23 protein-coding genes are annotated in these 21,338 nt (G+C 71.5%); 16 read left to right on the forward strand and 7 right to left on the reverse strand.

Translation table 11 applies throughout. The features are described 5' to 3' along the window. Positions 1-292: 292 nt before the first annotated feature. Positions 293-817, forward strand: a complete 525-nt coding sequence (locus ABZU91_RS10440) for a YfbM family protein (protein ID WP_355237592.1) — start codon at positions 293-295, stop codon at positions 815-817. A 93-nt stretch (positions 818-910) separates the two neighbouring features. Beyond that, complete coding sequence (locus ABZU91_RS10445; RefSeq protein ID WP_355237051.1) at positions 911-1,456, forward strand: ATP-binding protein; 546 nt, start codon at positions 911-913, stop codon at positions 1,454-1,456. A gap of 235 nt (positions 1,457-1,691) precedes the next feature. Here the strand turns inward: ABZU91_RS10445 and ABZU91_RS10450 are convergent, their stop codons facing one another. Continuing rightward, positions 1,692-2,444, reverse strand: coding sequence for an XRE family transcriptional regulator (locus ABZU91_RS10450; RefSeq protein ID WP_355237054.1), 753 nt, complete (start codon positions 2,442-2,444; stop codon positions 1,692-1,694). 143 nt (positions 2,445-2,587) lie between these two features. On the opposite strand from ABZU91_RS10450, the gene ABZU91_RS10455 reads away from it, so the two are divergent. From ABZU91_RS10455 to ABZU91_RS10470, 4 genes are all read left to right on the forward strand, one after another. Next, positions 2,588-2,752, forward strand: coding sequence for a hypothetical protein (locus ABZU91_RS10455; protein ID WP_355237057.1), 165 nt, complete (start codon positions 2,588-2,590; stop codon positions 2,750-2,752). After that, positions 2,749-3,210: a hypothetical protein gene (locus tag ABZU91_RS10460; RefSeq protein ID WP_355237060.1), complete on the forward strand. Its 462-nt coding sequence runs from the start codon at positions 2,749-2,751 to the stop codon at positions 3,208-3,210. The genes ABZU91_RS10455 and ABZU91_RS10460 overlap by 4 nt, the downstream gene beginning before the upstream one ends. A 113-nt stretch (positions 3,211-3,323) precedes the next feature. Then, positions 3,324-3,995 carry a cytidylate kinase family protein gene (locus ABZU91_RS10465; protein ID WP_355237595.1) on the forward strand — a complete coding sequence of 224 codons (672 nt, stop codon included), beginning with the start codon at positions 3,324-3,326 and terminating at the stop codon, positions 3,993-3,995. A 213-nt stretch (positions 3,996-4,208) separates the two neighbouring features. Continuing rightward, positions 4,209-4,355 (forward strand): DUF805 domain-containing protein, encoded by a 147-nt coding sequence (locus ABZU91_RS10470; protein WP_355237063.1) that lies wholly within the window; start codon positions 4,209-4,211, stop codon positions 4,353-4,355. Between the two features lie 125 nt (positions 4,356-4,480). Here ABZU91_RS10470 and ABZU91_RS10475 read toward each other — a convergent pair whose 3' ends face one another. Together ABZU91_RS10475 and ABZU91_RS10480 are read right to left on the reverse strand one after the other, a co-directional pair. Then, positions 4,481-4,906, reverse strand: a complete 426-nt coding sequence (locus ABZU91_RS10475) for an SRPBCC family protein (protein ID WP_355237066.1) — start codon at positions 4,904-4,906, stop codon at positions 4,481-4,483. A gap of 41 nt (positions 4,907-4,947) precedes the next feature. After that, positions 4,948-5,958, reverse strand: a complete 1,011-nt coding sequence (locus tag ABZU91_RS10480; protein WP_355237069.1) for an aldo/keto reductase — start codon at positions 5,956-5,958, stop codon at positions 4,948-4,950. Between the two features lie 139 nt (positions 5,959-6,097). On the opposite strand from ABZU91_RS10480, the gene ABZU91_RS10485 reads away from it, so the two are divergent. Next, a complete protein-coding gene (locus ABZU91_RS10485) occupies positions 6,098-7,030 on the forward strand; it encodes a LysR substrate-binding domain-containing protein (protein ID WP_355237071.1) in 933 nt (310 codons plus the stop codon). Positions 7,031-7,055: 25 nt separating this feature from the next. Here ABZU91_RS10485 and ABZU91_RS10490 read toward each other — a convergent pair whose 3' ends face one another. Beyond that, entirely contained in the window at positions 7,056-9,200 is a 2,145-nt protein-coding gene (locus tag ABZU91_RS10490) for a prolyl oligopeptidase family serine peptidase (protein WP_355237073.1), read from the reverse strand. Positions 9,201-9,287: 87 nt separating this feature from the next. Between ABZU91_RS10490 and mshB the strand changes: the two genes are divergently transcribed. The 3 genes from mshB (at position 9,288) to ABZU91_RS10505 (ending at position 11,214) form a co-directional block, all read left to right on the forward strand. Beyond that, on the forward strand, positions 9,288-10,214 hold the full coding sequence (mshB, locus tag ABZU91_RS10495; RefSeq protein ID WP_355237076.1) for an N-acetyl-1-D-myo-inositol-2-amino-2-deoxy-alpha-D-glucopyranoside deacetylase: 927 nt from the start codon (positions 9,288-9,290) through the stop codon (positions 10,212-10,214). A 17-nt stretch (positions 10,215-10,231) separates the two neighbouring features. Then, positions 10,232-10,669 (forward strand): hypothetical protein, encoded by a 438-nt coding sequence (locus tag ABZU91_RS10500; protein ID WP_355237079.1) that lies wholly within the window; start codon positions 10,232-10,234, stop codon positions 10,667-10,669. Positions 10,670-10,749: 80 nt separating this feature from the next. Then, on the forward strand, positions 10,750-11,214 hold the full coding sequence (locus ABZU91_RS10505; RefSeq protein WP_355237082.1) for a hypothetical protein: 465 nt from the start codon (positions 10,750-10,752) through the stop codon (positions 11,212-11,214). 109 nt (positions 11,215-11,323) lie between these two features. Here the strand turns inward: ABZU91_RS10505 and ABZU91_RS10510 are convergent, their stop codons facing one another. Beyond that, the gene (locus tag ABZU91_RS10510) at positions 11,324-12,286 is read right to left on the reverse strand and encodes a GNAT family N-acetyltransferase (protein WP_355237084.1); all 963 of its coding nucleotides are present in this window, start codon (positions 12,284-12,286) and stop codon (positions 11,324-11,326) included. A gap of 79 nt (positions 12,287-12,365) precedes the next feature. On the opposite strand from ABZU91_RS10510, the gene fdxA reads away from it, so the two are divergent. From fdxA to ABZU91_RS10535, 5 genes are read left to right on the forward strand one after another with little or no spacing between them, the layout of a single operon-like run. Beyond that, positions 12,366-12,692 (forward strand): ferredoxin, encoded by a 327-nt coding sequence (gene fdxA / locus ABZU91_RS10515; protein ID WP_199523857.1) that lies wholly within the window; start codon positions 12,366-12,368, stop codon positions 12,690-12,692. Further along, positions 12,689-13,795 (forward strand): succinyldiaminopimelate transaminase, encoded by a 1,107-nt coding sequence (gene dapC / locus ABZU91_RS10520; protein WP_355237597.1) that lies wholly within the window; start codon positions 12,689-12,691, stop codon positions 13,793-13,795. The genes fdxA and dapC overlap by 4 nt, the downstream gene beginning before the upstream one ends. Before the next feature lie 16 nt (positions 13,796-13,811). Continuing rightward, positions 13,812-14,909, forward strand: a complete 1,098-nt coding sequence (locus ABZU91_RS10525) for a prephenate dehydrogenase/arogenate dehydrogenase family protein (RefSeq protein WP_355237087.1) — start codon at positions 13,812-13,814, stop codon at positions 14,907-14,909. Between the two features lie 10 nt (positions 14,910-14,919). Further along, the gene (locus tag ABZU91_RS10530) at positions 14,920-15,570 is read left to right on the forward strand and encodes an SIMPL domain-containing protein (protein ID WP_355237090.1); all 651 of its coding nucleotides are present in this window, start codon (positions 14,920-14,922) and stop codon (positions 15,568-15,570) included. Continuing rightward, positions 15,570-16,217, forward strand: a complete 648-nt coding sequence (locus tag ABZU91_RS10535) for a nucleoside/nucleotide kinase family protein (RefSeq protein ID WP_355237093.1) — start codon at positions 15,570-15,572, stop codon at positions 16,215-16,217. The genes ABZU91_RS10530 and ABZU91_RS10535 overlap by 1 nt, the downstream gene beginning before the upstream one ends. Positions 16,218-16,258: 41 nt before the next feature. Here ABZU91_RS10535 and ABZU91_RS10540 read toward each other — a convergent pair whose 3' ends face one another. Further along, the gene (locus ABZU91_RS10540; protein ID WP_355237600.1) at positions 16,259-16,801 is read right to left on the reverse strand and encodes a sugar O-acetyltransferase; all 543 of its coding nucleotides are present in this window, start codon (positions 16,799-16,801) and stop codon (positions 16,259-16,261) included. A 120-nt stretch (positions 16,802-16,921) separates the two neighbouring features. Here ABZU91_RS10540 and ABZU91_RS10545 point away from each other — a divergent pair, with 120 nt between their 5' ends. After that, entirely contained in the window at positions 16,922-20,278 is a 3,357-nt protein-coding gene (locus ABZU91_RS10545; protein WP_355237096.1) for a S8 family serine peptidase, read from the forward strand. A gap of 51 nt (positions 20,279-20,329) precedes the next feature. Here the strand turns inward: ABZU91_RS10545 and dapD are convergent, their stop codons facing one another. Next, the gene (gene dapD, locus ABZU91_RS10550) at positions 20,330-21,289 is read right to left on the reverse strand and encodes a 2,3,4,5-tetrahydropyridine-2,6-dicarboxylate N-succinyltransferase (RefSeq protein WP_355237099.1); all 960 of its coding nucleotides are present in this window, start codon (positions 21,287-21,289) and stop codon (positions 20,330-20,332) included. Between the last annotated feature and the right edge of the window lie 49 nt (positions 21,290-21,338).

The raw sequence follows: 21,338 nt of genomic DNA on the forward strand, positions 1-21,338 counted from the left end.
CAGGGTGGCCCCCGCGTCGTCACATGCGTTTGTTGCAGAGACCGTAACCGATCTCGCCTAACGTGACGAGTCCTTCGCGGCAGAGGTTTGTGGCGCCGGGAGTACCACTCGCTCCTGGACCCGAGTGCGATCTTGGAAGTGCGGCCGCTCACCCCAGGTGCGTACGGAGGAATTCCAGCTCCAGCGAGAGCAGCCGCTCGGCGGTGCCGTTGGCAGCCATGTGGTGGCGCCGGTCAGCGGCAGCGCGGCGCGAGTCCTGTCGTAGCCGGGATCTAGGTTTGGCGGCGTGAGCATGAACGGCAACTGGCTGCGCGTCTCGCCAGACGAATTGGAGCGGGCCAAGGCAGACCTCGGCTGGGCCTACGAGCACGCCATGAGCGCGCGGGACGACAACTCCGAACGCTGGACCGGCACCGACAGGGCGTGGCACGGGCTCGACTTCCTCCTCGACCGGCTCGGCTTCGAAGTCCCGCTGGTCCTCGGCGCGGAGAGCTTTGTGGAGTTGCCGGACGTCGAACCCGACAGCGACGAGATGTTCGACTTCCTGGAAAACCTCGAAGACGACTGGGGCTACGGGCCGCCCTCCTACCTCACCCCGTCGCAGGTGACGGTCGCGGCCTCGCAGCTGGCCGCGCTCACCCAGGAGACCCTGATCGGGGGTGTCGACCCCCAGGAGCTGAAGTTGGCCGAGGTCTACCCACAGACCTGGGAAGAGCCCGGCGAGCTGGCGTGGGTGGCCCACTATCTGCCCGGCGTCCAGACCTTCTTCGCCGCGGCCGCCAGTGACGGCGACGCGGTGATCTGCTGGCTTGACTGAGTTGTGCTCGGCTCTGTGCGAACCTGGCCCGACGTCATCGTGCACAACGACGATCCCCGCTGCCAACCTGGGAGATCCGGGCATGCTGAGCGGATGGCATCCGTGCTGACGCGACCGACACTGTTCCTGACGGTGGGGCTCCCGTGTACCGGAAAGACCACTGCCGCCCGGCAGATCGAGGTCGAGCAGGAGGCACTTCGTCTGACCAAGGACGAGTGGGTGAAGGCTCTCTACGGGGTCGAGAATCCGCCTGCGGCCTCGGACGTGATCGAGGGACGACTCATCGAGATCGGGCTGCGCGCCCTCGAACTCGGCACCAATGTCGTGATCGACTTCGGCCTCTGGGGTCGGGACGAGCGCTCCGCCCTCCGGCAGGCAGCGGCCGACCTCGGCGTGGCGGTGGAGCTGCGCTACTTCGAACTCACCCCGGCCGAGCAGCGCAGACGGCTCGACCAGCGCCAGGCCGACGCGCCCCACACGACGTGGCCGATGTCCGACGCGGAACTCGCCGACTGGGCCGCCCGCATCGACATCCCGACGCCGGGCGAGCTCGACGGCAGCGAGCCCATCGACGAGCCGCCGGCCGGGTTCGCGACGTGGCACGAGTGGCGAACCCACCGCTGGCCGCCGACGGTCTGACAGCCCCGGCGGGACCCGAGGGGCGTTTTCGACGGTCGCGCCGACACGGCGGCCGCCTACACTCGACGACATGCTCAGGGACCGGGACGACCGGCTCCCGGACGGACGCCGGCTGGCCGTCGATTGGCTCGACCAGATCCGGGCCTACCGCTGAGCAGACCTGCGCCACGGGCGGCAGACGAGCGCTGACCACCGCTCGGACTACGACGAGGCTGCGGACGAGGTGGCGGAGAGCCTAATCGGGCGACGTGTTGTACCGGTCGAGCGTCGTCTTCGATGTGGAAGCATCTCGGAAGGTCAGTTCCCATGGGCCGGTATTGACGTCCATGTCCTTGCCGAACCCGACCCATTTTCCGGCCATCCGCCGGCCGGTGGGCTCGACCAGGAGCTGGATGGCGCCGTGGTAGCGAGTGCCCCGGTAGTAGCCGGCCGGATCGGTCTGCTCCACCCAGGTGCCGGTGACCACGGCACCGTCGACGGTGAGATCCATCGACAGTGACGATGCGGCTGAGCCGGGAAGGCTGCGCACCGTCAGTCGATCGCCGTGCTGGAGCACGACCACGAAGTGCTGCCCGGCGAATGATTCTCCCCGGCCGCTGGAGTGGAATTGGTAGCGGCTGAGCCAGATACCCTCGTACGACGCGTGGACCGCGAGTGGCTTGGGCGTCGGCGTGGCCAGATCGGACATGGGTGAGGTCACGTCGTGCCCACCGTGTTGGTCGTCGACTGCGCGGCCGTCGGGAATCGCAGCGAAGCCGAGGAGCGAGACCGGCAGGCCGGTGACGACCTCCAGGGCGCGGGCATACATGGGTCGTGGCGCGGCGATCGCGCCAGACTCCCAGCGTTGGACGAGTCTCTTGTTGGCATCGTTGGGCTCGCCGACGCGTCGACCGGCGGCCTGGAGCGCGCGGGCGAAGTCGTCCTGGCTCATACGCATCCCGGTGCGGACCGCGCGTAGGGCGGTGTTCGGGGCATTCATGTTCGCCACAATAGCGGTGCGTCGCCTTAATGTCGCCGGGAATGTGCCCGTTATGACCCCTCACATGCCGCTGCATCAGATGACAGTGCAGCGTCATTGTGGATTGCATGCGACGGCCGAGCCGGCCGGTGCCACCAGCAGCGGAGGCGATGATGTCCAACTCTGACGACGAGGTGGTCAGTCGTGGCGAGCAGATCGACGCCGACGAACGGGAAGCGGCCAAACGCCGGTTGCTGGCGCAGGCCGAGTCGGAGCGGATACCGGTGGAGGAGACGACTCGGGCGGTGCCGGATCGGCGGTGGCGTCGTGGGCGGTGATCCGGTTCCGATCGGTCGACGGGTCGCCTACCTGCGACCGGGCGGCCGGTGACCTGCTGGGCGAGGCAGCCGAGCTGGCCGCTGGGGTGGGCGACGGACACGATCACCACCGGACGGCGTTCGGGCCGACGGCCGTCGAGCTGGCGCGGGTCACCGCCGCGGTGGAGCTGGGGGACGGCTCGCGGGCGGTCACCCTGCATCGGGAGGCGATCCGGCGGGACGGCTGGCGGTGGCTGCCGGTCGAGGACCGCGCGGCACACCTCATCGACGCGGCGCGCGCCCACCTCCAGACGAACGACCCCGGCAACGCGGCCCGGCTTCTGGTGCGGGCCGACAGCATCGCGCCGGCCGAGATCCGCCACCGGCCGTCGGCGCGGGACGTCGTCGCCCACGCCGCCCGTCACCCGGACGCCCCACCCACGATCACCCAGCTCGCCATCAACCTCGGGGTGCTGTGAGCGTGACGGTCCAACCCCGATGGGTACGGTGGGTCAGCTCCAGCAAGGAGTGGGCGTCTCCGACACTGACCGCGCCGCATGGCGGCCCTCGCGAAATGAGGACGGTGCAGACCGTGGACCACGGCACCCGCGACGAGTTGCTCGGTCGCCTGGCCGAGGCGGTCGGGTCCGTCACGGTCGTGCACCCGACGCGGGTCGCGGTCGACGGGCCGCCCGCCAGCGGTAAGACCACCCTCGCCGACGAACTGGCCGTCGTCCTGCGCGGGCAGGGTCGCGACGTCATCCGGGCGACGATCGACGACTTCCTCTTTCCCCGGGCGCGGCGCTATCCGCGCGGCGAGTACTCGGCCGAGGGCTGCTACCACGACACCCACGACAACGACGCGCTCAACCGGGTGCTGCTCGATCCGCTCGGCCCGAACGGAGATCGACGTTTTCAGCACGCGGTGTACGACCGCGCCACGGACACCGTGCTGTCCCCGCCGGTCACCACCGCTCCCGTCGACGCCGTGCTGGTCTTCGACGGCGTCTTTCTCCTGCGTCCGGAACTGATCGACCGGTGGGACCTGCGCATCTTCCTGTCGACGGACCTCGAGAGGACCGTGGACCGTGCCGTGCTCCGGGAGCGGTTGTCACCCCGGGCCGACGTCGAACGACGCTGGCGCGAGCGGTACATCCCCTCCCAGCAGCTCTACTTCGCCACCGTCCACCCGACTCGGCACGCCGACGTCGTCGTGCACAACGATCGGCCCAGGCAGCCGGCCTGGGAGAGCCGAACGCGTTGACCGCAGTACAGTGCTCGGCTGTGCGCTCGTCCGACATCCTCGAACAGCTCGACGTCGCAGCCGACAAGTTTCGTTTTCCGGACCTCGACAACGGCTACTCCTACGCCGTCGACGCCCGGCTGCACGGATATCGGGACGCGGGGGGCTGGGCCCTCCGGCTTCATCGGCCTCGTCGCCTCCCTGGCGCTGCTGCTGCCGACGCTGGCCGTCGCGGTGCGACGCCTGCACGACACCGACAAGACGGGGTGGTGGTTGCTGATCGCCCTGGTGCCGATCGTGGGCGCCATCGTCCTGATCGTGTCCTTCGTGCTGGAGAGCACGCCCGGAGCCAACCGGTTCGGTCCCAGCCCCAAGGGCTGACCCCGTCCGCCAGCGGGGATCGGCGGGCTACCCCCGTTCTGGCAGCGCTGCCAGAACGGGGGTAGCCGCTCACCGTCGATACGTGTACGCAGGAAGTCCAGTTCCAGTGGGGGCAGCCTCAGCTGTCAAGCGGCGGCCACGGTGAGTGTCTGGTGCAGTGCGGCCAAACCATCCCGGTAGATGCCGTGGAACAGGGCGATGGCCTCTTCGTCGCTGACGCCGACCGGCGTGAAGGTTCCTGACCACTGCACGCGGGCGCTGTTCTGTTCAGCTACGGCGTGCACGCTGAGGGTGGAGAAATAGTCGGTGACGGGAAAGGGGGCCTTAAGGATGGAGTAGCTGTAGGTGCGTGCCGCATTGTCGAAGGCTTCGAGACGCTCCACGATGACGCCGCCGTCCTCGTTCGTGAGGGTGCGGACGCGTCCACCCTCGCTGAGTTCGCTGCTCGGGATGTAGGGCAGCCATTCGGGAAGGGAGTCAAAGCCGCCGATGAGCTGCCAGGTGCGGTCGGGCGAAACGGGAACGTCGATGAATTCAGTCGCTGTGGCCACGGGAATCTCCTGAGGAACTGAGTCAGAGAGGGGATGAACGGTCAGGCGGCGGGTACGGGCGCGGAGTCGGCGATCAGCTTCTCCTCCCGGAGGGCCGTCCAGAAGGCAGCCGGCACCGTCTCGTTGAGGGCGGCCACGTCTTCCGCGATGCGGCTGGGCTTCGTGGCACCGGGGATCGCGGCAACCGTGGCCGGGTTGGCGAGGACGAACTGCAGCGCGGCGGCCTTGACGGTAATCCCGTACCGCTCGGCTAGTGCCTTGATCCGCGTCACCTTCTCGATGATGGCTGCAGGTGCCTGCTGGTACTCGAAGTGCGTACCGCCGGCAAGGATTCCCGAGCTGTAGGGGCCACCGACGACGATGTCCACGCCCTGGGCCGCAGCGGCCGGCATCAGGCGCTGCAGAGCATGGTCGTGGTCCAGGAGGGTGTAGCGGCCGGCGAGGAGGAAGGCGTCGGGCTTGGGCTCGTCAAGATCGAGGGTGATTTCCAGGGGCTCCACCCGGTTGACACCCAGACCCCATGCCTTGATGACACCCTCGTCACGCAGCCTCTGTAGGACGCGGAAGGCACCCGTGCGGGCCGACTCGTAGACGGCCAGCCAGTCGTCCCCGTAGAAGTCCTGGGCTACGTCGTGCACCCAGACGATGTCGAGGCGGTCGGTCTTGAGGCGCTTGAGGCTGTCGTCAATGGAGCGCAGGGTGGCGTCGGCGCTGTAGTCGTTGAGGACCTTGTTCGGGCGGCCGTGCTCGAAGAGGCCACCCTTCTCGCCCAGGTCGCGGGTGGCTGGATCTTCGATCTCGTCGAGGATGACGCGGCCGACCTTGGTGCTGAGGACGTACTCGTCGCGCGGGTGCTCTGACAGCACGTTGCCGAGCCGGATCTCGGCGAGGCCCGCGCCGTAGAACGGTGCCGTGTCGAAGTAGCGGATGCCCTGGTCCCATGCGGCATCGACGGTGGCCGCCGCCTCTCCGTCGGGAATGTCGCGGAACATGTTGCCGAGCGGCGCGGTGCCGAATCCGAGTGCACCAGGAAGGACGGACTTGATCGACATGATGTGAGCCTCTTAATGTAAATTCGTACGATACATGAACAATTGTACGATTGACCGGTTGTGCGAGTCCAAGATTATGATCCACTCATGAGACTGTCCAAGACTTACCACGACTTACTTGAGTCCTGCGAGGTCCTACATGCTTGACCTCCGACAACTCCGGTACTTCGTGGCCGTCGCCGAGGCCGAGCACGTCGGACGGGCCGCCGACCGGCTGCACATGTCCCAGTCGCCACTCAGCCGGCAAATCGCCCAGCTCGAAAAGAGCCTGGGCCTCACCCTCTTCGAGCGGAGTCAGCAGCGCATCCGCCTGACCTCCGACGGCCGTCTCTTCCTGACTGAGGCCCGCGCTCTACTGCGCCACGCGGACAGGCTGGAGAACCTTGGCCGGCGGCTCGGCCGCGGCGAGGAGGGTGGGCTGTGCATCGGTTACGTGACCGACGCCATACACACCGGCATCCTGCCCACTGCTCTTCGCGTCCTGCGTGAGGAGCGTCCGGAGATTCATGTCGCGCTGTACGACCAGGAGTCGACCGAGCAGTTCGAAGGCCTACGCCAGCGCAGTCTGGACATCGCACTGGTCCGCACGCCGCCACCCGAGGACGATCCGGATCTGAAGGCGTACCCCCTCCTGACAGATCCGCTGCTGCTCGCGCTTCCCGCCAGTCATCTCCTCGTTGCGCAGGAGAAGCTGATGCCCGACGACGTTAACGGGCAGCCGTGGATCGCGGTTGGCGACTCGCAGGACCGGGGCTGGCGTGACACGTTTGTCACGTCATGCCTGGCCTACGGCTTCACACCGGACATCCGCCTCGACGCGGCCGATCCGCTCACGGCACTGGGCCTGGTCGCCTCCGGTCTCGGCCTCGCGCTCGTTCAGCGGAGCATGGTCCGGAGCATGGTCGAGGGCATCGTTGTGCGGGAACTCCCCTGGTACGGGGGAGCCGTGCAACTGTGGGCGGCCTGGCACCGGGTCGATCTTCGGCCCGTCGTGGCGTCATTCCGCGAAACAGTCCTCGCGGGACAGGGCGCAACCTGCGCGGAGGCAAACACGGCGGTTCCCGACAGGTAGTTTCCCTGGCGCGGATCCTGGCCGCTCACCGCAGGTGCGTACGCAGGAATTCCAGCTCCAGTGGGAGGAGCCGCTCGGCGGTGCCGTTCGCGGCCATGTGCGTCGCGCCGGTCAGCGGCAGTACGGCGTGTGGGCGGCCGGACGACAACAGCGCGGCCGACAGCCGCAGCGTGTGCGCGGCCACCACGTTGTCGTCGGCCAGCCCGTGTACCAGCAGCAGCGGGCGAGCCTGGTCCGGGCCGGTGATCCGCTCGGCGGCCAGCTCGATGAGCGAGTGGTGGGCGTACACGTCCATGCCGTCCTCGGGCAGGCCGAGATACCGCTCGGTGTACGCGGTGTCGTACAGCGTCCAGTCGGTCACCGGAGCGCCCGCGATGCCGCACTTGAACAGCTCCGGGTGGCGGAGCACCGCCAACCCGGCCAGCCACCCGCCGAACGACCAGCCGCGTACGGCCACCCGACCCAGGTCCAGGTCCGGGTGTTTGCCGGCGAGGGCGGTCAACGCGTCGATCTGGTCGGTCAGGATGACGTCGGCCAGTCGCCGGTGGATCGCCTTCTCGAACGAGGGGGCCACTCCCGGCGTACCCCGGTTGTCGATCGTGACGACGGCGAAGCCGGCGTCGGCCCACCACTGCCGCTCCAACCACGCGGCCCGCGCCGCCACCACCTCCTGGTGGCCCGGGCCGCCGTAGATGTCCAGCAGCACCGGCAGCCGCCGGCCCGTCACGTGGTTGTCCGGGTAGAGCACCGCCGCCGGCAGCCGCCGGTCGGTCACCCGTTCCAGCAGCGGCAGCGGAGAGTACGGCGGGTCGGCGGCCAGAGATCGCAGCTCGGCCACCTCCTGCCCGCCGCGCGACACCGTCCAGCGCACCCCGGCGTGGTCCAGCGACGCCGTACCGACCACCAGCACGTCCCCGCCGACGGCCGCCGTGTGCCAGCCCGGGTCGGTGGTGAGCCGCCGGGCGTCCACCCCACCGCCGATCGTCGTACGGACCCGGAACAGGTGCCGCTCGCTCGGCTCCCCGTCACTCGCCTCCACCAGCAGGTCGGCGGGACCGCTGACGGCCGGGAGTCGACCCACCACCCGCCGCACGTAGAGCGAGGGTGGGGTGAGCAGCGTGCCATCGGCGAACAGGCAGCGCGCGTCGTAGCCGTCGTGGGCCAGCTCGCCGCCGACCAGTACCCGGCCGTCGGGCAGATGCGCGGGAGTGCCGGCGATCGGCTCCACCCAGCGCGGGTCGGCCAGCTCGGCGTGGACCTGGGTCTCGCCGGTGCGTGGGTCCACCGCGAGCACCAGCCCGTGCTGCTGCGAGCGGCGCAGCACGGTGATCAACGGGCTGCCCTCCGCCCAGCTCACGCCGGCCAGGTACGGGTAGGTCTCGCGGTCCCAGTGCACGTCGACCCAGCCGTCGTCGAGGTCGAGCAGGTGCAGGCTCACCTCGGCGTTCGGGCCGCCGGCCCGGGGGTACGCGACAGCCGTCGGCGGGTGGCCCGGCTCGGCCGGGTCGTGCAGGTACCAGCGGTCCAGCCGGGACTCGTCCACCCGGGCGGCGAGCACCATGCGCCCGTCCGGAGCCCACCAGTAACCCCGGTACCGCCCGAACTCCTCGGCCGCGATGTGCTCGGCCAACCCCCAGCTCACGCCCGCGTCCTCGCCGGCCAGCAGGGTGTCGGTGCCGTCGGCGTCGATCACCCGCAGCTCACCCCGGCGTACGCCCTCGGCCGCGTCGGTCACGTAGGCCAGGCGTTCGCCGGTCGGATCGGGTCGAGGGTCCAGCACCGGGCCGACGGCGGCCACCTCCACCACGTCGCCGTGCACCAGGTCGGCCCGGAACAACCGGCCGGCCAGCGCGAACACGGCCACGCGGCCGGCGGCGTCCAGCGCGTACGAGCCGATGCCGGCGGCGGTGAGCCGGAGTCGCTCCCGCAACGCCCGCTCACCGGGGGACAGCGCCCGGAGGTCTCCGTCGGCGCCCAGCAGGGTCGCCGGATCGGCCACCAGGTGTTCCTCGCCGGTCGCCACGTTCAGCAGCCACAGGGCGTCGGCCGGATCCTCCGGGCCGGCGGAGCGCAGGAAGATCACCCGGGAGCCGTCCGCGGCTACGGAGACAGCCCGTGGCGCGCCGTGGCTGAACCGGCGGGTACGGGCGGCCAGCTCCGGAAAGTCCACAGGCCAAATCGTAGAGCCGCGCCGGGCGTGATGTGGCCGACCTGGGCGGACGCGTCGAACGACCCCGGGGGAGAACCGCCGGTTAGAGTGACCGTCGTGACGACGCTGCCCGACCGCCGCCTGCTACTGGTCCACGCGCACCCCGACGACGAGTCGATCGGCACCGGCTCGACCATGGCCCACTACGCCGCCACCGGCGCACACGTCACGCTGGTGACCTGCACGCTCGGCGAGGAGGGTGAGATCCACGTACCGGCGCTCGCGCAGCTCGCCGCCGCCGAGGCCGACCAGCTCGGCGGGTACCGGGTCGCGGAGCTGGCCGCCGCCTGCGCGGCGCTCGGCGTCGCCGACCACCGCTTCCTCGGCGGCGCCGGTCGCTACCGCGACTCGGGCATGATGGGCCTCGCGACGAACGAGCACCCCCGGGCCTTCTGGCAGGCCGACCTCGACGAGGCCGCCGGGCACCTGGTGAAGATCATGCGAGAGGTACGTCCGCAGGTGCTGATCACCTACGACCCGAACGGCTTCTACGGCCACCCCGACCACATCCAGGCGCACCGGGTGGCGATGCGCGCCGTCGAGCTGGCAGCGGTCGAGGGCTGCGCCCCGGCCAAGGTCTACTGGACGGCTATGCCGCTCAGCGTGCTGGAGGCCGGCATGGCGCACTTCGCCGAGTCCTCGGACAACCCGTTCGCCGGCATCCAGGACCTGGCCGAGCTGCCCTTCGGCACCCCGGACGAGCAGATCGCCGCCCGGATCGACGGCACCGACCAGCACTCGGCCAAGGAGGCGGCGATGCGGGCGCACGCCACCCAGATCCCGGCAACGTCGTGGCTCTACTCCATCGCCGGCAACTTCGGCGGCGAGTTCATGGGGGTGGAGTTCTTCACCCTGGCCGTGGGCGAGAAGGGTCCGGGCGTCGGCCCGTACCGCTGGGAGGACGACCTCTTCGCCGGGCTGTCTCAGGAGGCCGACGTGGATCGCTCCCCGGTCGCGGCGGCCGGCCTCCGGTGACGCTGCCCGCCGCGCCGATGTCGCTCCTGAACGACCAGGACGCCCCGCCACCGGCGGGGCCGCCGCCGCGACTGCTGGACCTGGGCCTACGGGTGGCCGGCGCGATCGTCGTGGTGGTGGCCGGCGTCGTGACGGGGGTGTTGGAGCTGCTGCTGGCCACCCTCCGGGTCGGCGGGCAGCTCATCGGGTTCTCGGTGCTGCTCGCCGTCGGCGCGAACATCGCGCTGAGCTGGTTCGCGCACGAGGTGGTCGGCCGTCGCTGGGCGGTGGCGCTGCCGGCGGTGCCGTGGTTCGCCCTGATGGCGGTGGCCGCCATCCGCACCACCGAGGGCGATCTGCTGCTGTCCGGCGACAACTGGGTCGGCCTGGCGATGATCGTGGTCGGCGCGATGACGTTCGCCGTGATGGGTTTCCGGCAGATCCTCGCCCCGCCGAACACACTCGGCGGCTGGTGACGTCACACAGGTACGGGTGGTAGATATTCCTGCCAGGGAAGCGGCCCCGCGAAAAGGGGCGTACGGCAGGAGGTCGTGCGATGGACAGACGGTGGCGTGATGTCGGGGTGCTCACGGGAGCGTTGTTCGCGGTCAACGTGGTCGCCCGGCTGATCACCCGATTCGGCTTCGACAGCGACGACGCTGCCGCCGACCGGGTGTCACTGGCGATGTTCGTGGTGATCGGGTTGATCCTGGCTGTGGTGGCGTTCCGCTGGGGTAGCCGGCGACCGCTGGCCGACTGGGCGGCCGACATGGTCCTCGTGGTGGGGGCCGCGATGGCCCTGACCGTGCTGGTCGGGCCGCTGCTGGTCGGCCACAGCCCGTTCGCCGGCGGTGCGGGTACGTTCTTCGCCCAGATCTGGCTCTACCTGCTCGCCACCGGCGCAGGGGTGCTGATCGGATACCTGGTGCTCACCGCGCTCGGCCGCGACTATCGCTCTCGGCAGCTCAAGCGCTACGCCGAGGTCAAGGCCGCCAAGCCCCGCCGGGTGGTCCGCCGCTGACCGTCGGGCACCACCCAGAACCTCGCGTCGATCTTGCACTTCCGGTTGTCGGGATGAGCGGAATGCCCCTTACGTCGCCACACAAAGTGCAAGATCGACGAGCGGGGGGTCAGCTCGGGGCGACCCGCGTCAGGTAGGTGTGGTGGGTGACGAAGCCGAGCGTCCGGTAGAGCGCTGTCGCCGCCGTGTTGCGCTGCTCCACCTGGAGGAACGCGTGGGTCGCGCCGAGCGAGGCGCCCCATGCGGCCAGGGCGTCGACGACGCGCCGGGCCAGCCCCTGACGGCGTGCGGGCGGGAGCACCTCGATCAGGCTCAGGCCCAGCCAGCGGCCCTCGCCGGTCACCGTGCCACGGCCGATCGCCACCAGCGCGCCGTCGACGTACACGTGGGCGAAACAGACCTGGTCCACGGCGGTGAGCACGTGCCGGGCGGCGTCCGGTAGACCCCCCTTGCGGCCGGCGGCGACCGCCAGCCACTCCGCGCTCGGCGCGGTCGCCAACTCCAGGACCGTGTCGACGGCGGGAGCGGCGGTGACCGCGAGGGCTGCCAGAGGGAGCGGCGCGGTCTGGACGAGTGTCGGCGGGCGGGTGCCCCAGCCGCGTTCGTCGAGCTCGGCGCCGACCGGCGCGGCGAGCGGCAGCGGCGTGTTGATCATCGCGGGTTGGTCCCGCTCGGCGTACCAGCGCTCGACCGCGTCCACCGCCGCCGGCAGGGGTCGGTCCGGGTCGCCGATCGGCAGCGCCGAGTTGGCCCGACCGGTCCACCCCTCGGCCGAGCGCAGCAGCCAGTCACCGAGGTGGCCGCGCGTCGGGGCCGGCCACGCCTCGTCGGCGGCCCGCTCCAACGCCACCACCGCGGCGGCGGTCGGCCTGCGGGTCGGCGGCACCCGCTTGGCCCGGTGCACCTGCGCCACCGGAACGCGCAGCGGCCCCTGCGCCGTGGCGAGGGTGAGATGAGTCTCGCTCAACTCCACCAACTCGCCGAGAGCGTCGGAGAACAGCGGTCGGCCTTCGCGAATCCCCACAATCCGGCGGACCACGATCCGATGTCCCACATCCTGCTGTCGGAGCACGATCGACCCCCTCCCCGGCGAGATACTAGGCTCTTACCGTCGCGGGAGATCGCGGCGCGTCTTGCGGAGGAGAAGACCGGTGACCTACATCATCGCCGAGCCGTGCGTGGATGTGCTCGACAAGGCATGCATCGAGGAATGCCCGGTCGACTGCATTTACGAGGGCAACCGGATGCTCTACATCCACCCCGACGAGTGCGTCGACTGTGGTGCCTGTGAGCCCGTCTGCCCGGTGGAGGCGATCTTCTACGAGGACGACGTCCCCGAGCAGTGGAAGGACTTCACCGGGGCGAACTACGAGTTCTTCGAGGACCTGGGCTCGCCCGGGGGCGCCTCGAAGATCGGCAAGGTGGAGAAGGACGCCACCTTCGTCGCCGCGCAGCCGCCGCGCGGCGAAGGCCACTGAACCGGCCCGCGCCGGTCTCGGCACGGCTGCCCGAGTTCACCTGGGACACCCTGGACGCCGCGGCCACCCTGGCCGCGGCGCATCCGGAGGGTCTGATCAACCTCTCCATGGGCACACCTGTCGACCCGGTCCCGGCGGTGATCCGGCAGGCGTTGGCGGACGCGTCCAACGCGCCGGGATACCCGCTGACCGCCGGCACCCCGGCGCTGCGCGACGCTATCGCGGCATGGGTCGCCCGAGCCTGTGGCGCGGGCGTCGACGGGCTGGGCGTGCTGCCGACCATCGGCTCCAAGGAGCTGGTCGCCTGGCTGCCCACCCTGCTCGGCATCGGCCCCGGCGACGTGGTCATCGTGCCGTCGATCGCGTACCCGACGTACGAGGACGGGGCCCGGCTCGCCGGCGCGACAGTGGTCCGCGCCGATTCGCTCACCTCGGTCGGTCCGACGCCGCGGGTCCGGCTGGTCTGGATCAACTCGCCCGGTAACCCGACCGGCCGGGTGCTGCCCGCGGCGCACCTGCGCAAGGTCGTCGACTGGGCGCGGGAGCGCGGCGCGGTCGTCGCCAGCGACGAGTGCTATCTGCCGCTCGGCTGGTCGGCCGAGCCGGTCTCGGTGCTGTCCCCGCAGGTCTGCGGCGGCGACTACACCGGGGTGCTCGCCGTGCACTCGCTATCCAAGCGGTCCAACCTTGCCGGCTACCGGGCCGGGTTCGTGGCCGGCGATCCGGCTCTCGTCGCCGAGCTGCTCAAGATCCGCAAGCACGCCGGCATGATCGTGCCCGCGCCGGTGCAGGCCGCGATGGTGGCGGCCCTGGGGGACGAGCAGCACGCCGCCGAGCAGCGGGAGCGCTACCGTGCCCGGCGTGAGGTGCTGAGCGCCGCGTTCACCGAGGCCGGTTTCACGATCGAGCACTCGGAGGCGGGCCTCTACCTCTGGCTGACCCGCGACGAGGACTGCTGGGAGACGGTCGACTGGCTGGCCCGGCGTGGCATCCTGGTCGCCGCCGGCGTCTTCTACGGCCCCTCCGCCCAGCGGTACGTCCGGGTGGCGTTGACCGAGTCCGACGAGCACGTCGCCGCGGTCGCCGGCCGACTGCGGGCCTGACCCGGGGCGCCCGGCGATGACCGACGGCACGACCGTCCCGACGCCGGATGCCCCTGCCACCACGTCGACCGGCAGTCCGACACAGGGCCGCCGGGAGGCGGACGGGCCGTACGCCCGGCTGCGGGTGGCGGTGGTCGGCACCGGTCTGATCGGCGGTTCGGTGCTGTTGCGGCTGCGCGACGCGGGCCTCGACGTGACCGGCTGGGACCCCGATCCGGTCACCCGGGAGCGCACGCGGGCACGAGGTGTGTCGGCCCCCGACGCGGTCGAGGAGGCCGTGTCCGGTCGGGACCTGGTCTTCCTCTGCGGCCCGCTGCCCACCCTCGCCCGAACGCTGGCACAGGTCGCCGAGGTGACCGCGCCGGGCTGCGTGCTGACCGACGTGGGCAGCACCAAGGCCGAGGTGGCCGAGGCCGCCGACCGGCTCGGGCTCACCGACCGCTTCGTACCCGGGCATCCGATGGCGGGGGCGGAGTCCGCCGGCCTGGCGGCGGCCTCCCCGTCGCTGCTCGCCGGTGCCGCCTGGGTGCTGTGCCCGTCGCCGGGTGCGGCGACGCTGGCCTTCCGCTGGCTGGCCGGGTTCCTGGTGGAGCTGTTCGGCGCCCGGGTGGTGCCGATGTCCCCGCCGGCGCACGACTCGGTCGCCGCACTCGCGTCGCACGTCCCGCACCTGCTGGCCGGCGCGCTCGCCGGGGCGACGCAGCGGTCGCCGCTGCGCGACGCGGTGTTGGCGCTGGCAGCGGGCAGCTTCTCCGACGGCACCCGGGTCGCCGGCACCCCGGCCGAGCGGACGGCCAACATGCTGCTCGGCAACCGCGAGCGGGTGTTGGACGAGTTGGCCGAGGTGCGCGTACTCCTGGACGAGCTGGCGGACGCGTTGCGAGCCGGCGACGCGACGGGGTTGACCGCCCGGTACGCGCAGGCCGGCGCGGCCCGGTCGGCGTTGCGGGGCCGCCGGTTCGTCCCGGCGGACCGGGAGTTTCCGGCCGGCGGTGACCATGCCGTCGAGGTGGCCTGGCTGCGCGAGCTGGGTGACGCCGGCGGCCATCTGACGGGCTGCCGGGTCGGTCCGGACGTCGTCTCCTACCCGGCGCTGCTGCCGCTGGCTGACTAGGCTGGCAGGCATGGCGACGGACGGCCCGGTGGTGCAGGTGCGCGGCGAGGTGACCCGGGAGGTGCCGCCCGAGCTGGCCCGGTTCGCGGTCACCGTGACGGCCCGTGGTCGGGACCGGGAGGCGACGCTCGCCCAGTTGGCCGAGGGGGCGGCCGCCGTGCGGGTGCTGCTGGACGGCTCCGAGCCGGCGGTGGCCCGGCGGGAGACCGGCGACCTGTGGGTCCGGCCGCAGACCAAGCGCTCGGGCGAACGGGTGGTGGGCTGGCTGGGCAGCGTCACCACCACCGTCACTGTCACGGACTTCACCGCTCTCGGCGAGCTGATGCTCCGGCTGGCCGACCAGGACCAGGTGCAGGTGGCCGGCCCCTGGTGGGAGCTGCGCCCGGACAGCCCGGCGCACCGCGAGGCGCGGCACGCCGCGATCGGCGACGCGTTGCTGCGCGCCCGGGAGTACGCCGGGGCGCTGGGCGCCCGCGTCACCGCGCTCATCGAGTTGGCCGACGTCGGTCCGGCCGACCGTCCGATGTTCGCCCGCGCGGCCGCCTTCGACGTCGGGGGCGGTGCCGGCGGTGTTCCCGAGCTGGAGTTGGACCCGCAGCCGCAGACCGTGCAGGCGGCGGTGCAGGCGCGGTTCACGATCAGCGATCCGGTGCTCGGCTGATGCCGCCGGCCGAGGTGTTGGCCGTCGACGAGCTGGTGGCGCGGGCGCGGTCGCTGGCCGACGCCGGCCCGCGGCAACTGCTCGGCATCACCGGCGCGCCCGGGGCCGGGAAGTCCACCCTGGCCGAGCGGATCGTCGCCGAGGTGGGGGCGAGCGCGCGGCTGGTACCCATGGACGGCTTCCACCTGGCTCAGGCGCAGTTGGTCCGGTTGGGCCGCGCCGACCGCAAGGGCGCGATCGACACCTTCGACGCCAACGGGTACGTCTCGTTGCTGCGCCGGTTGCGCCGGCTGGAGCCGACGTCGGTGTACGCGCCGGAGTTCCGCCGGGACCTGGAGGAACCGGTGGCCGGGGCGATCGAGGTGCAGCCGTCGGTCCGCCTCGTGGTGACCGAGGGCAACTATCTGCTCGTGCCGGACTTTCCGTGGCAGGAGGTCCGGACGTTGCTGCACGAGGCATGGTTCCTCGACCTGGACGCCGGGCTGCGCCAGCGCCGGTTGACCGCCCGGCACGAGGCGTACGGGCGGTCGCCCGAGGAGGCCCGCGCCTGGGCCCTGGGCAGCGACGAGGCCAACGCCGCTCTCATCACCCCGACCGCCGAGCACGCCGACCTGGTGGTGCGCCTGCCGGAAGCGCCGGAGGCGTGACCGCGCTCGCGGCCTGATCGACGCCGCCGAGCTGTCCCGGCTCAGGCCCCGTCGAGGTCGCGGACCGGTCGGGCCGGGTTGCCGACGGCGACGACGTTGGCGGGCAGGTCGCGGGTGACCACCGCGCCCGCCCCGACCACGGTGTTCGCGCCGATCGTCACTCCGGCCAGGACGATCGCGCCGCCGCCGAGCCAGGCGTTGTCGCCGATGGTGATCGGCTTCGCGGCCTCCCACTTGTCGCGGCGCGGGCCGGGCTGCACCGGGTGGGTCGGGGTGAGCAGTTGCACGTTCGGTCCCACCTGGACGTCCGCCCCGAGGATGATCGGGGCGACGTCGAGGAACACCGACTGGTAGTTGACGAAGCTGCGGGGTCCGATCCGGATGTTCCAGCCGTAGTCGCAGTAGAACGGCGGACGTATCCAGGTGTCGTCGCCCAGGTCTCCGAGCAGGTCACGGAGCGCCGCCAGTCGGGCCGTGGGGTCGGCCGCCGAGCTGGTGTTGAAGCGTTCCATCAACCGGGCGGCCCGGTCCAGGTCGGCGATGAGTTCGGGGTCGTCGGCGAGGTAGGGCTCGCCCGCCAACATCCGGTCCTTCATGGAGGTCACCCGGTCGATGATGCCGGCTGGGCTCGGAGCGGGTTGGCCGGTCCGTCATATTTTGGACGCCAATTTTGCATACCAGGTATGCAATTATGACGGGGGTCAATGTGCTTCCAGTGGTATCGACGCTCCACCGAGGAGGATCCGTTGCATCGACGCAGGAGAATCATCGCCGCAACCGCCGTGGCAGCTCTCACCCTGGGCAACCCGGCGGTCGCCACGGCCAGCCCACCGCGCACCCCCACCGCACCCGCCGCCGAGCAGTCCGCGAGCAGGGCCACCGGACAGACCGTCACCCTGCTCACCGGGGACCGGGTCACCGTCACCACATCCGGGTCCGCCTCCGTACGTCCCGGACCGGGGCGTACGCACCAGCGGTTCCTCACCACCCGCGACCGGGGCCACCTGACGGTGCTACCGCAGGACGCCCTGCCCCTGGTCCGAGCGGGCCGGGTCGACCGGCGGTTGTTCGACGTGACCGCGCTGATCGCCGCCGGCTACGACGACGCGCGCCGCGACAACCTGCCGGTGCTGGTCACCACCGGCGCGCAGGCCCGCAAGGGCACGGCCGCGCCGACGGGGCTCACGGTCACGACCGAACTGCCCGCCATCGGCGGGTTCGCCGCCACGGCCGACAAGCAGCGAGCCGCAGCGGTTTGGGCATCGCTCACCGGCACCGGCGCCCGCATCGGCACGGCGGGGGGCGCCGATCGGATCTGGCTCGACGGGCGACGGCAGGTCACCCTCGACCACAGCGTGCCGCAGATCGGCGCGCCCGCCGCGTACCAGGCCGGCTTCACCGGTCGCGGTGTCCGCGTGGCGGTGCTCGACACGGGCATCGACGCCAGCCACCCCGACCTGTCCGGTCGGGTCGCCGAGGCGGAGAACTTCACCGAGGCCGCCGACACCGACGACACGGTCGGCCACGGCACGCACGTCGCCTCGATCATCGCGGGTAGCGGTGCGGCGTCCGGCGGCAAGTACCACGGCGTCGCCCCGGATGCCACGCTGCTCAACGGCAAGGTCTGCGAGGAGTACGGCTGCCAGGACTCGGCGATCCTGGCCGGCATGCAGTGGGCGGCCGTCGATGCGCACGCCGATGTGATCAACATGAGCCTGGGCGGCACGGACACCCCCGACGTCGACCCGTTGGAGGCGGCGGTCGAGTCGCTGACCGCGCAGACGGGCGCGCTCTTCGTCCTGTCCGCCGGCAACGACGGTACGGACGGCTCGGTCGGCTCGCCGGGTAGCGCCGAGGCCGCGCTCACGGTCGGCGCGGTGGACCGCGACGACGCCCTCGCGGACTTTTCCAGCCGAGGCCCGCGCGTCGGCGACGGCGGGTTGAAGCCGGACATCACCGCACCAGGCGTGGAGATCGTCGCCGCTCGCGCCAAGAACGGACAGATCGGCGAGCCGGTGGGGGACGGGTACGTCGCGCTCTCCGGCACCTCGATGGCCGCGCCGCACGTCACCGGCGCGGTGGCACTGCTCGCCCAGCAGCACGGCGGATGGACGGCCACCCAGCTCAAGGCGACCCTGATGGCCTCGGCGAAGCCGCACCCGGAGCAGACGGCGTTCCAGCAGGGTGCCGGCCGCGTCGACGTGGCCCGGGCGATCACCCAGCGGGTGACCAGCACGCCGGTCAGTGTCTCCTTCGGTCAACCGGCCTGGCCGCACGACGACGACACCCCGGTCAGCCGGCAGGTCGACTGGCACAACGACGGCCCGGACGCGCTCACCCTCGACCTGACCCTGGAGGTGACCGGCCCCGACGGCCAGCCCGCCCCGGCCGGCATGTTCGCCCTCGGCGTGGGACGGGTCACCGTACCGGCCGGTGGAACCGCCGGCACCACGGTCACCGTGGACACCCGGGTCGGCACGGACGGCTACTGGACCGGCCGGATCGTGGCCCGCTCCGGAACCGCCGTCGCGGTCACCCCGGTCGCCGTCAACCGGGAGGTGGAGAGCTACCAGCTCACCGTCCGGCACCTCGGCGTCGACGGTGCGGCATCCGGTGAGTACGTGACCGCGCTTGTCGACCTGGACACCCTCGCCGGCCGCGACCTGTACGACCCGGACGGCACCGTCGAGGTCCGCGTACCCAGGGGGCGGTACGCGTTGGTCACCATCATCTTCAACGGACAGGAGGGCGCGGCCCAGCTGGCCCAGCCCGAGCTGGTGCTCGATCGCGACGTGACGGCCACCCTCGACGCCCGCAGGGCCCGGCCGGTGCGTACCACGGTTCCGGAGCGCTCGGCCGCACCGGATTTGGTCGAACTCGGCGCGAACTTCGTCAACCCCGACGACAGCGCCTACGGCTTCGGTCTGCTCGCGTTCGACTTCACCGGCCTGACCACCGGCAACATCGGTCGGGCGGTCTCCGGCGCACGGTTCTTCGGCACGGTGAGCAGTCAGTGGAGTAAGCCCGAGGCGGCCAGCAGCCCCTACCTGTACGCGCTCAGCGAGAAGATCCCCGGTCGGATGCCGACCGGCTTCGACCGGAACTACCGCGCACGGGACCTGGCCACGGTCACCCACGAGTTCCGGGGCGGGTACGCCGGGACGACCGCCGACCGGGTGGTCTACCCGCACCTCGAACCGGATCTGGGCGGCTGGGCCACGGTCCTGCCCACGGCGGTGCCGGGGAAGCGGGTCGAGCATTACAACACCAACGGCGTGCGCTGGTCCTCCGAGCTGACCTTCGGGGTGCCCACCGAGGATGGGTGGTCCGACATCAAGGCGATGTTCGTCTCCGATCCGACGGCGTACCGGGCCGGCCGGCACGTCCGGGAGACCTGGAACAGCGCGCCGTACGGGCCGTTGTTCCCGACGCCGCGTTGGCCGGGTCAGGGCGTCACCCGCCTCGGTGACGAGATCGCGGTCAGCCTCCCGCTGCACGGCGACGCCGACGGCCACGCCGGCGGATCGGTCGTCGACAGCGCACGGACCGCCCTCTACCGCGACGGTGTCCTGGTGCAGGAGCTGCCAGAGGCCGGGTACGGGCAGTTCACGGTGCCGCCGGGGGCGGCCGGCTACCGGTTGGAGGTGTCCGCGAAGCGGAGTTTCACCGACCTGAGCACCGAGGTCGGCGCGGCGTGGACGTTCCGGTCCGGGCACGTGCCCGGCGACGACTACCGGTACCTGCCGCTGTCGGCGATCCGGTTCACGCCGCCGCTCGATGACGACAACGCGGCGTCGGCCGCTGCCAGCCTGGTCATCCCGGTCCAGGTGCAGCGACAGCCCGGTGCACCCGGTTCGCGCGTCACCGCGCTCAGCGTGGACGTCTCCTACGACGGCGGGCGCACCTGGCAACCCGCGCGGGTCCGCAACGGCGGGCACGGGTGGACGGCCACCGTCCGGCACCCCGCCGGCCCCGGCTACGCGTCCCTGCGGGCCACCGCACGGGACGCCGCCGGCAACACGGTGACCGAACGGATCATCCAGGCGTACCGGTTGCGCTGAGGCGTACCCCTGTCGGGTCCGCGGCCGTGCGCCGCGGACCCGGCGGGGACGTCAGTCGTTGGCGTGCAGTGCGGCGTTCAGTTCGATGCCACGGCCGGTGCGCGGGCGGGCCTCCAGCGCGCCCGTCACCGAGTTGCGCCAGAACAGCAGCCCGTCCACGCCGGACAGCTCGCGGGCCTTGACCACCCGACCGTCCGGCAGCGTGATCTTGGAGGCGGCGGTGATGTAGCAGCCGGCCTCGACCACGCAGTCGTCGCCGAGGGAGATGCCCACGCCGGCGTTCGCGCCGACCAGGCTCCGCTCCCCGATGCTCACCTTCTCGGTGCCGCCACCGGAGAGGGTGCCCATGATCGAGGCGCCGCCGCCGATGTCGGAGCCGTCGCCGACCAGCACGCCCTGCACGATCCGCCCCTCGACCATCGAGGTGCCCGCGGTGCCGGCGTTGAAGTTGACGAAACCCTCGTGCATCACGGTGGTGCCGGCGGCCAGGTGGGCGCCGAGACGGACCCGGTCCGCGTCGGCGATCCGCACACCGGCGGGCACCACGTAGTCGGTCATCCGGGGGAACTTGTCCACGCCGTACACCGACAGGTGCCGGCCCGCCGCCCGCTCGATCACCCGCAGCTCGTCGACCCGCTCCGGCGGGCACGGCCCGGCGGAGGTCCAGGCCACGTTCGCCAACTTGCCGAAGATGCCGTCGAGGTTGAGCTGGTTGGGCCGCACCAGGCGGTGGGAGAGCAGGTGCAACCGGAGGTACGCGTCGGACGCGTCCTTGATCGGATCGTCCAGCGAGCCGATCACGGTGACCACCTGCACGGTACGCAGACCCGGCAGCGGCCGGTCGCCCAACGCTCCCGGCGGCAGGTCCAGCACGTCCGACTTGTCCTCGCCGTCGACCAGCGGCAGCTCACCCAGGCCCAGCTTGCCGGTCGGGTACCAGGTGTCGAGCACCTGCCCCTCGGCGGTGACGGTGGCCAGGCCGATACCCCAGGCGGAATCTGCGGACGTCACTGTTGCACCTCTCGGTCGCGGCCACGCCGGCCTCGGCTCGCTCCTCGCG

This window comes from Micromonospora sp. NPDC005174, assembly GCF_040608495.1.
Lineage (GTDB): Bacteria > Actinomycetota > Actinomycetes > Mycobacteriales > Micromonosporaceae > Micromonospora.

Coding starts and splice junctions, on each gene's coding strand:
- ABZU91_RS10440 (WP_355237592.1), top strand. CDS start 293: ATGAACGGCAACTGGCTGCGCGTCTCGCCAGACGAATTGGAGCGGGCC.
- ABZU91_RS10480 (WP_355237069.1), bottom strand. CDS start 5,958: ATGTCGATCAAGTCCGTCCTTCCTGGTGCACTCGGATTCGGCACCGCG.
- ABZU91_RS10500 (WP_355237079.1), top strand. CDS start 10,232: ATGTCGCTCCTGAACGACCAGGACGCCCCGCCACCGGCGGGGCCGCCG.
- ABZU91_RS10525 (WP_355237087.1), top strand. CDS start 13,812: ATGACCGACGGCACGACCGTCCCGACGCCGGATGCCCCTGCCACCACG.
- ABZU91_RS10545 (WP_355237096.1), top strand. CDS start 16,922: ATGTGCTTCCAGTGGTATCGACGCTCCACCGAGGAGGATCCGTTGCAT.
- ABZU91_RS10505 (WP_355237082.1), top strand. CDS start 10,750: ATGGACAGACGGTGGCGTGATGTCGGGGTGCTCACGGGAGCGTTGTTC.
- ABZU91_RS10485 (WP_355237071.1), top strand. CDS start 6,098: ATGCTTGACCTCCGACAACTCCGGTACTTCGTGGCCGTCGCCGAGGCC.
- ABZU91_RS10540 (WP_355237600.1), bottom strand. CDS start 16,801: ATGTTGGCGGGCGAGCCCTACCTCGCCGACGACCCCGAACTCATCGCC.
- ABZU91_RS10455 (WP_355237057.1), top strand. CDS start 2,588: ATGTCCAACTCTGACGACGAGGTGGTCAGTCGTGGCGAGCAGATCGAC.
- ABZU91_RS10535 (WP_355237093.1), top strand. CDS start 15,570: ATGCCGCCGGCCGAGGTGTTGGCCGTCGACGAGCTGGTGGCGCGGGCG.
- ABZU91_RS10445 (WP_355237051.1), top strand. CDS start 911: ATGGCATCCGTGCTGACGCGACCGACACTGTTCCTGACGGTGGGGCTC.
- ABZU91_RS10530 (WP_355237090.1), top strand. CDS start 14,920: ATGGCGACGGACGGCCCGGTGGTGCAGGTGCGCGGCGAGGTGACCCGG.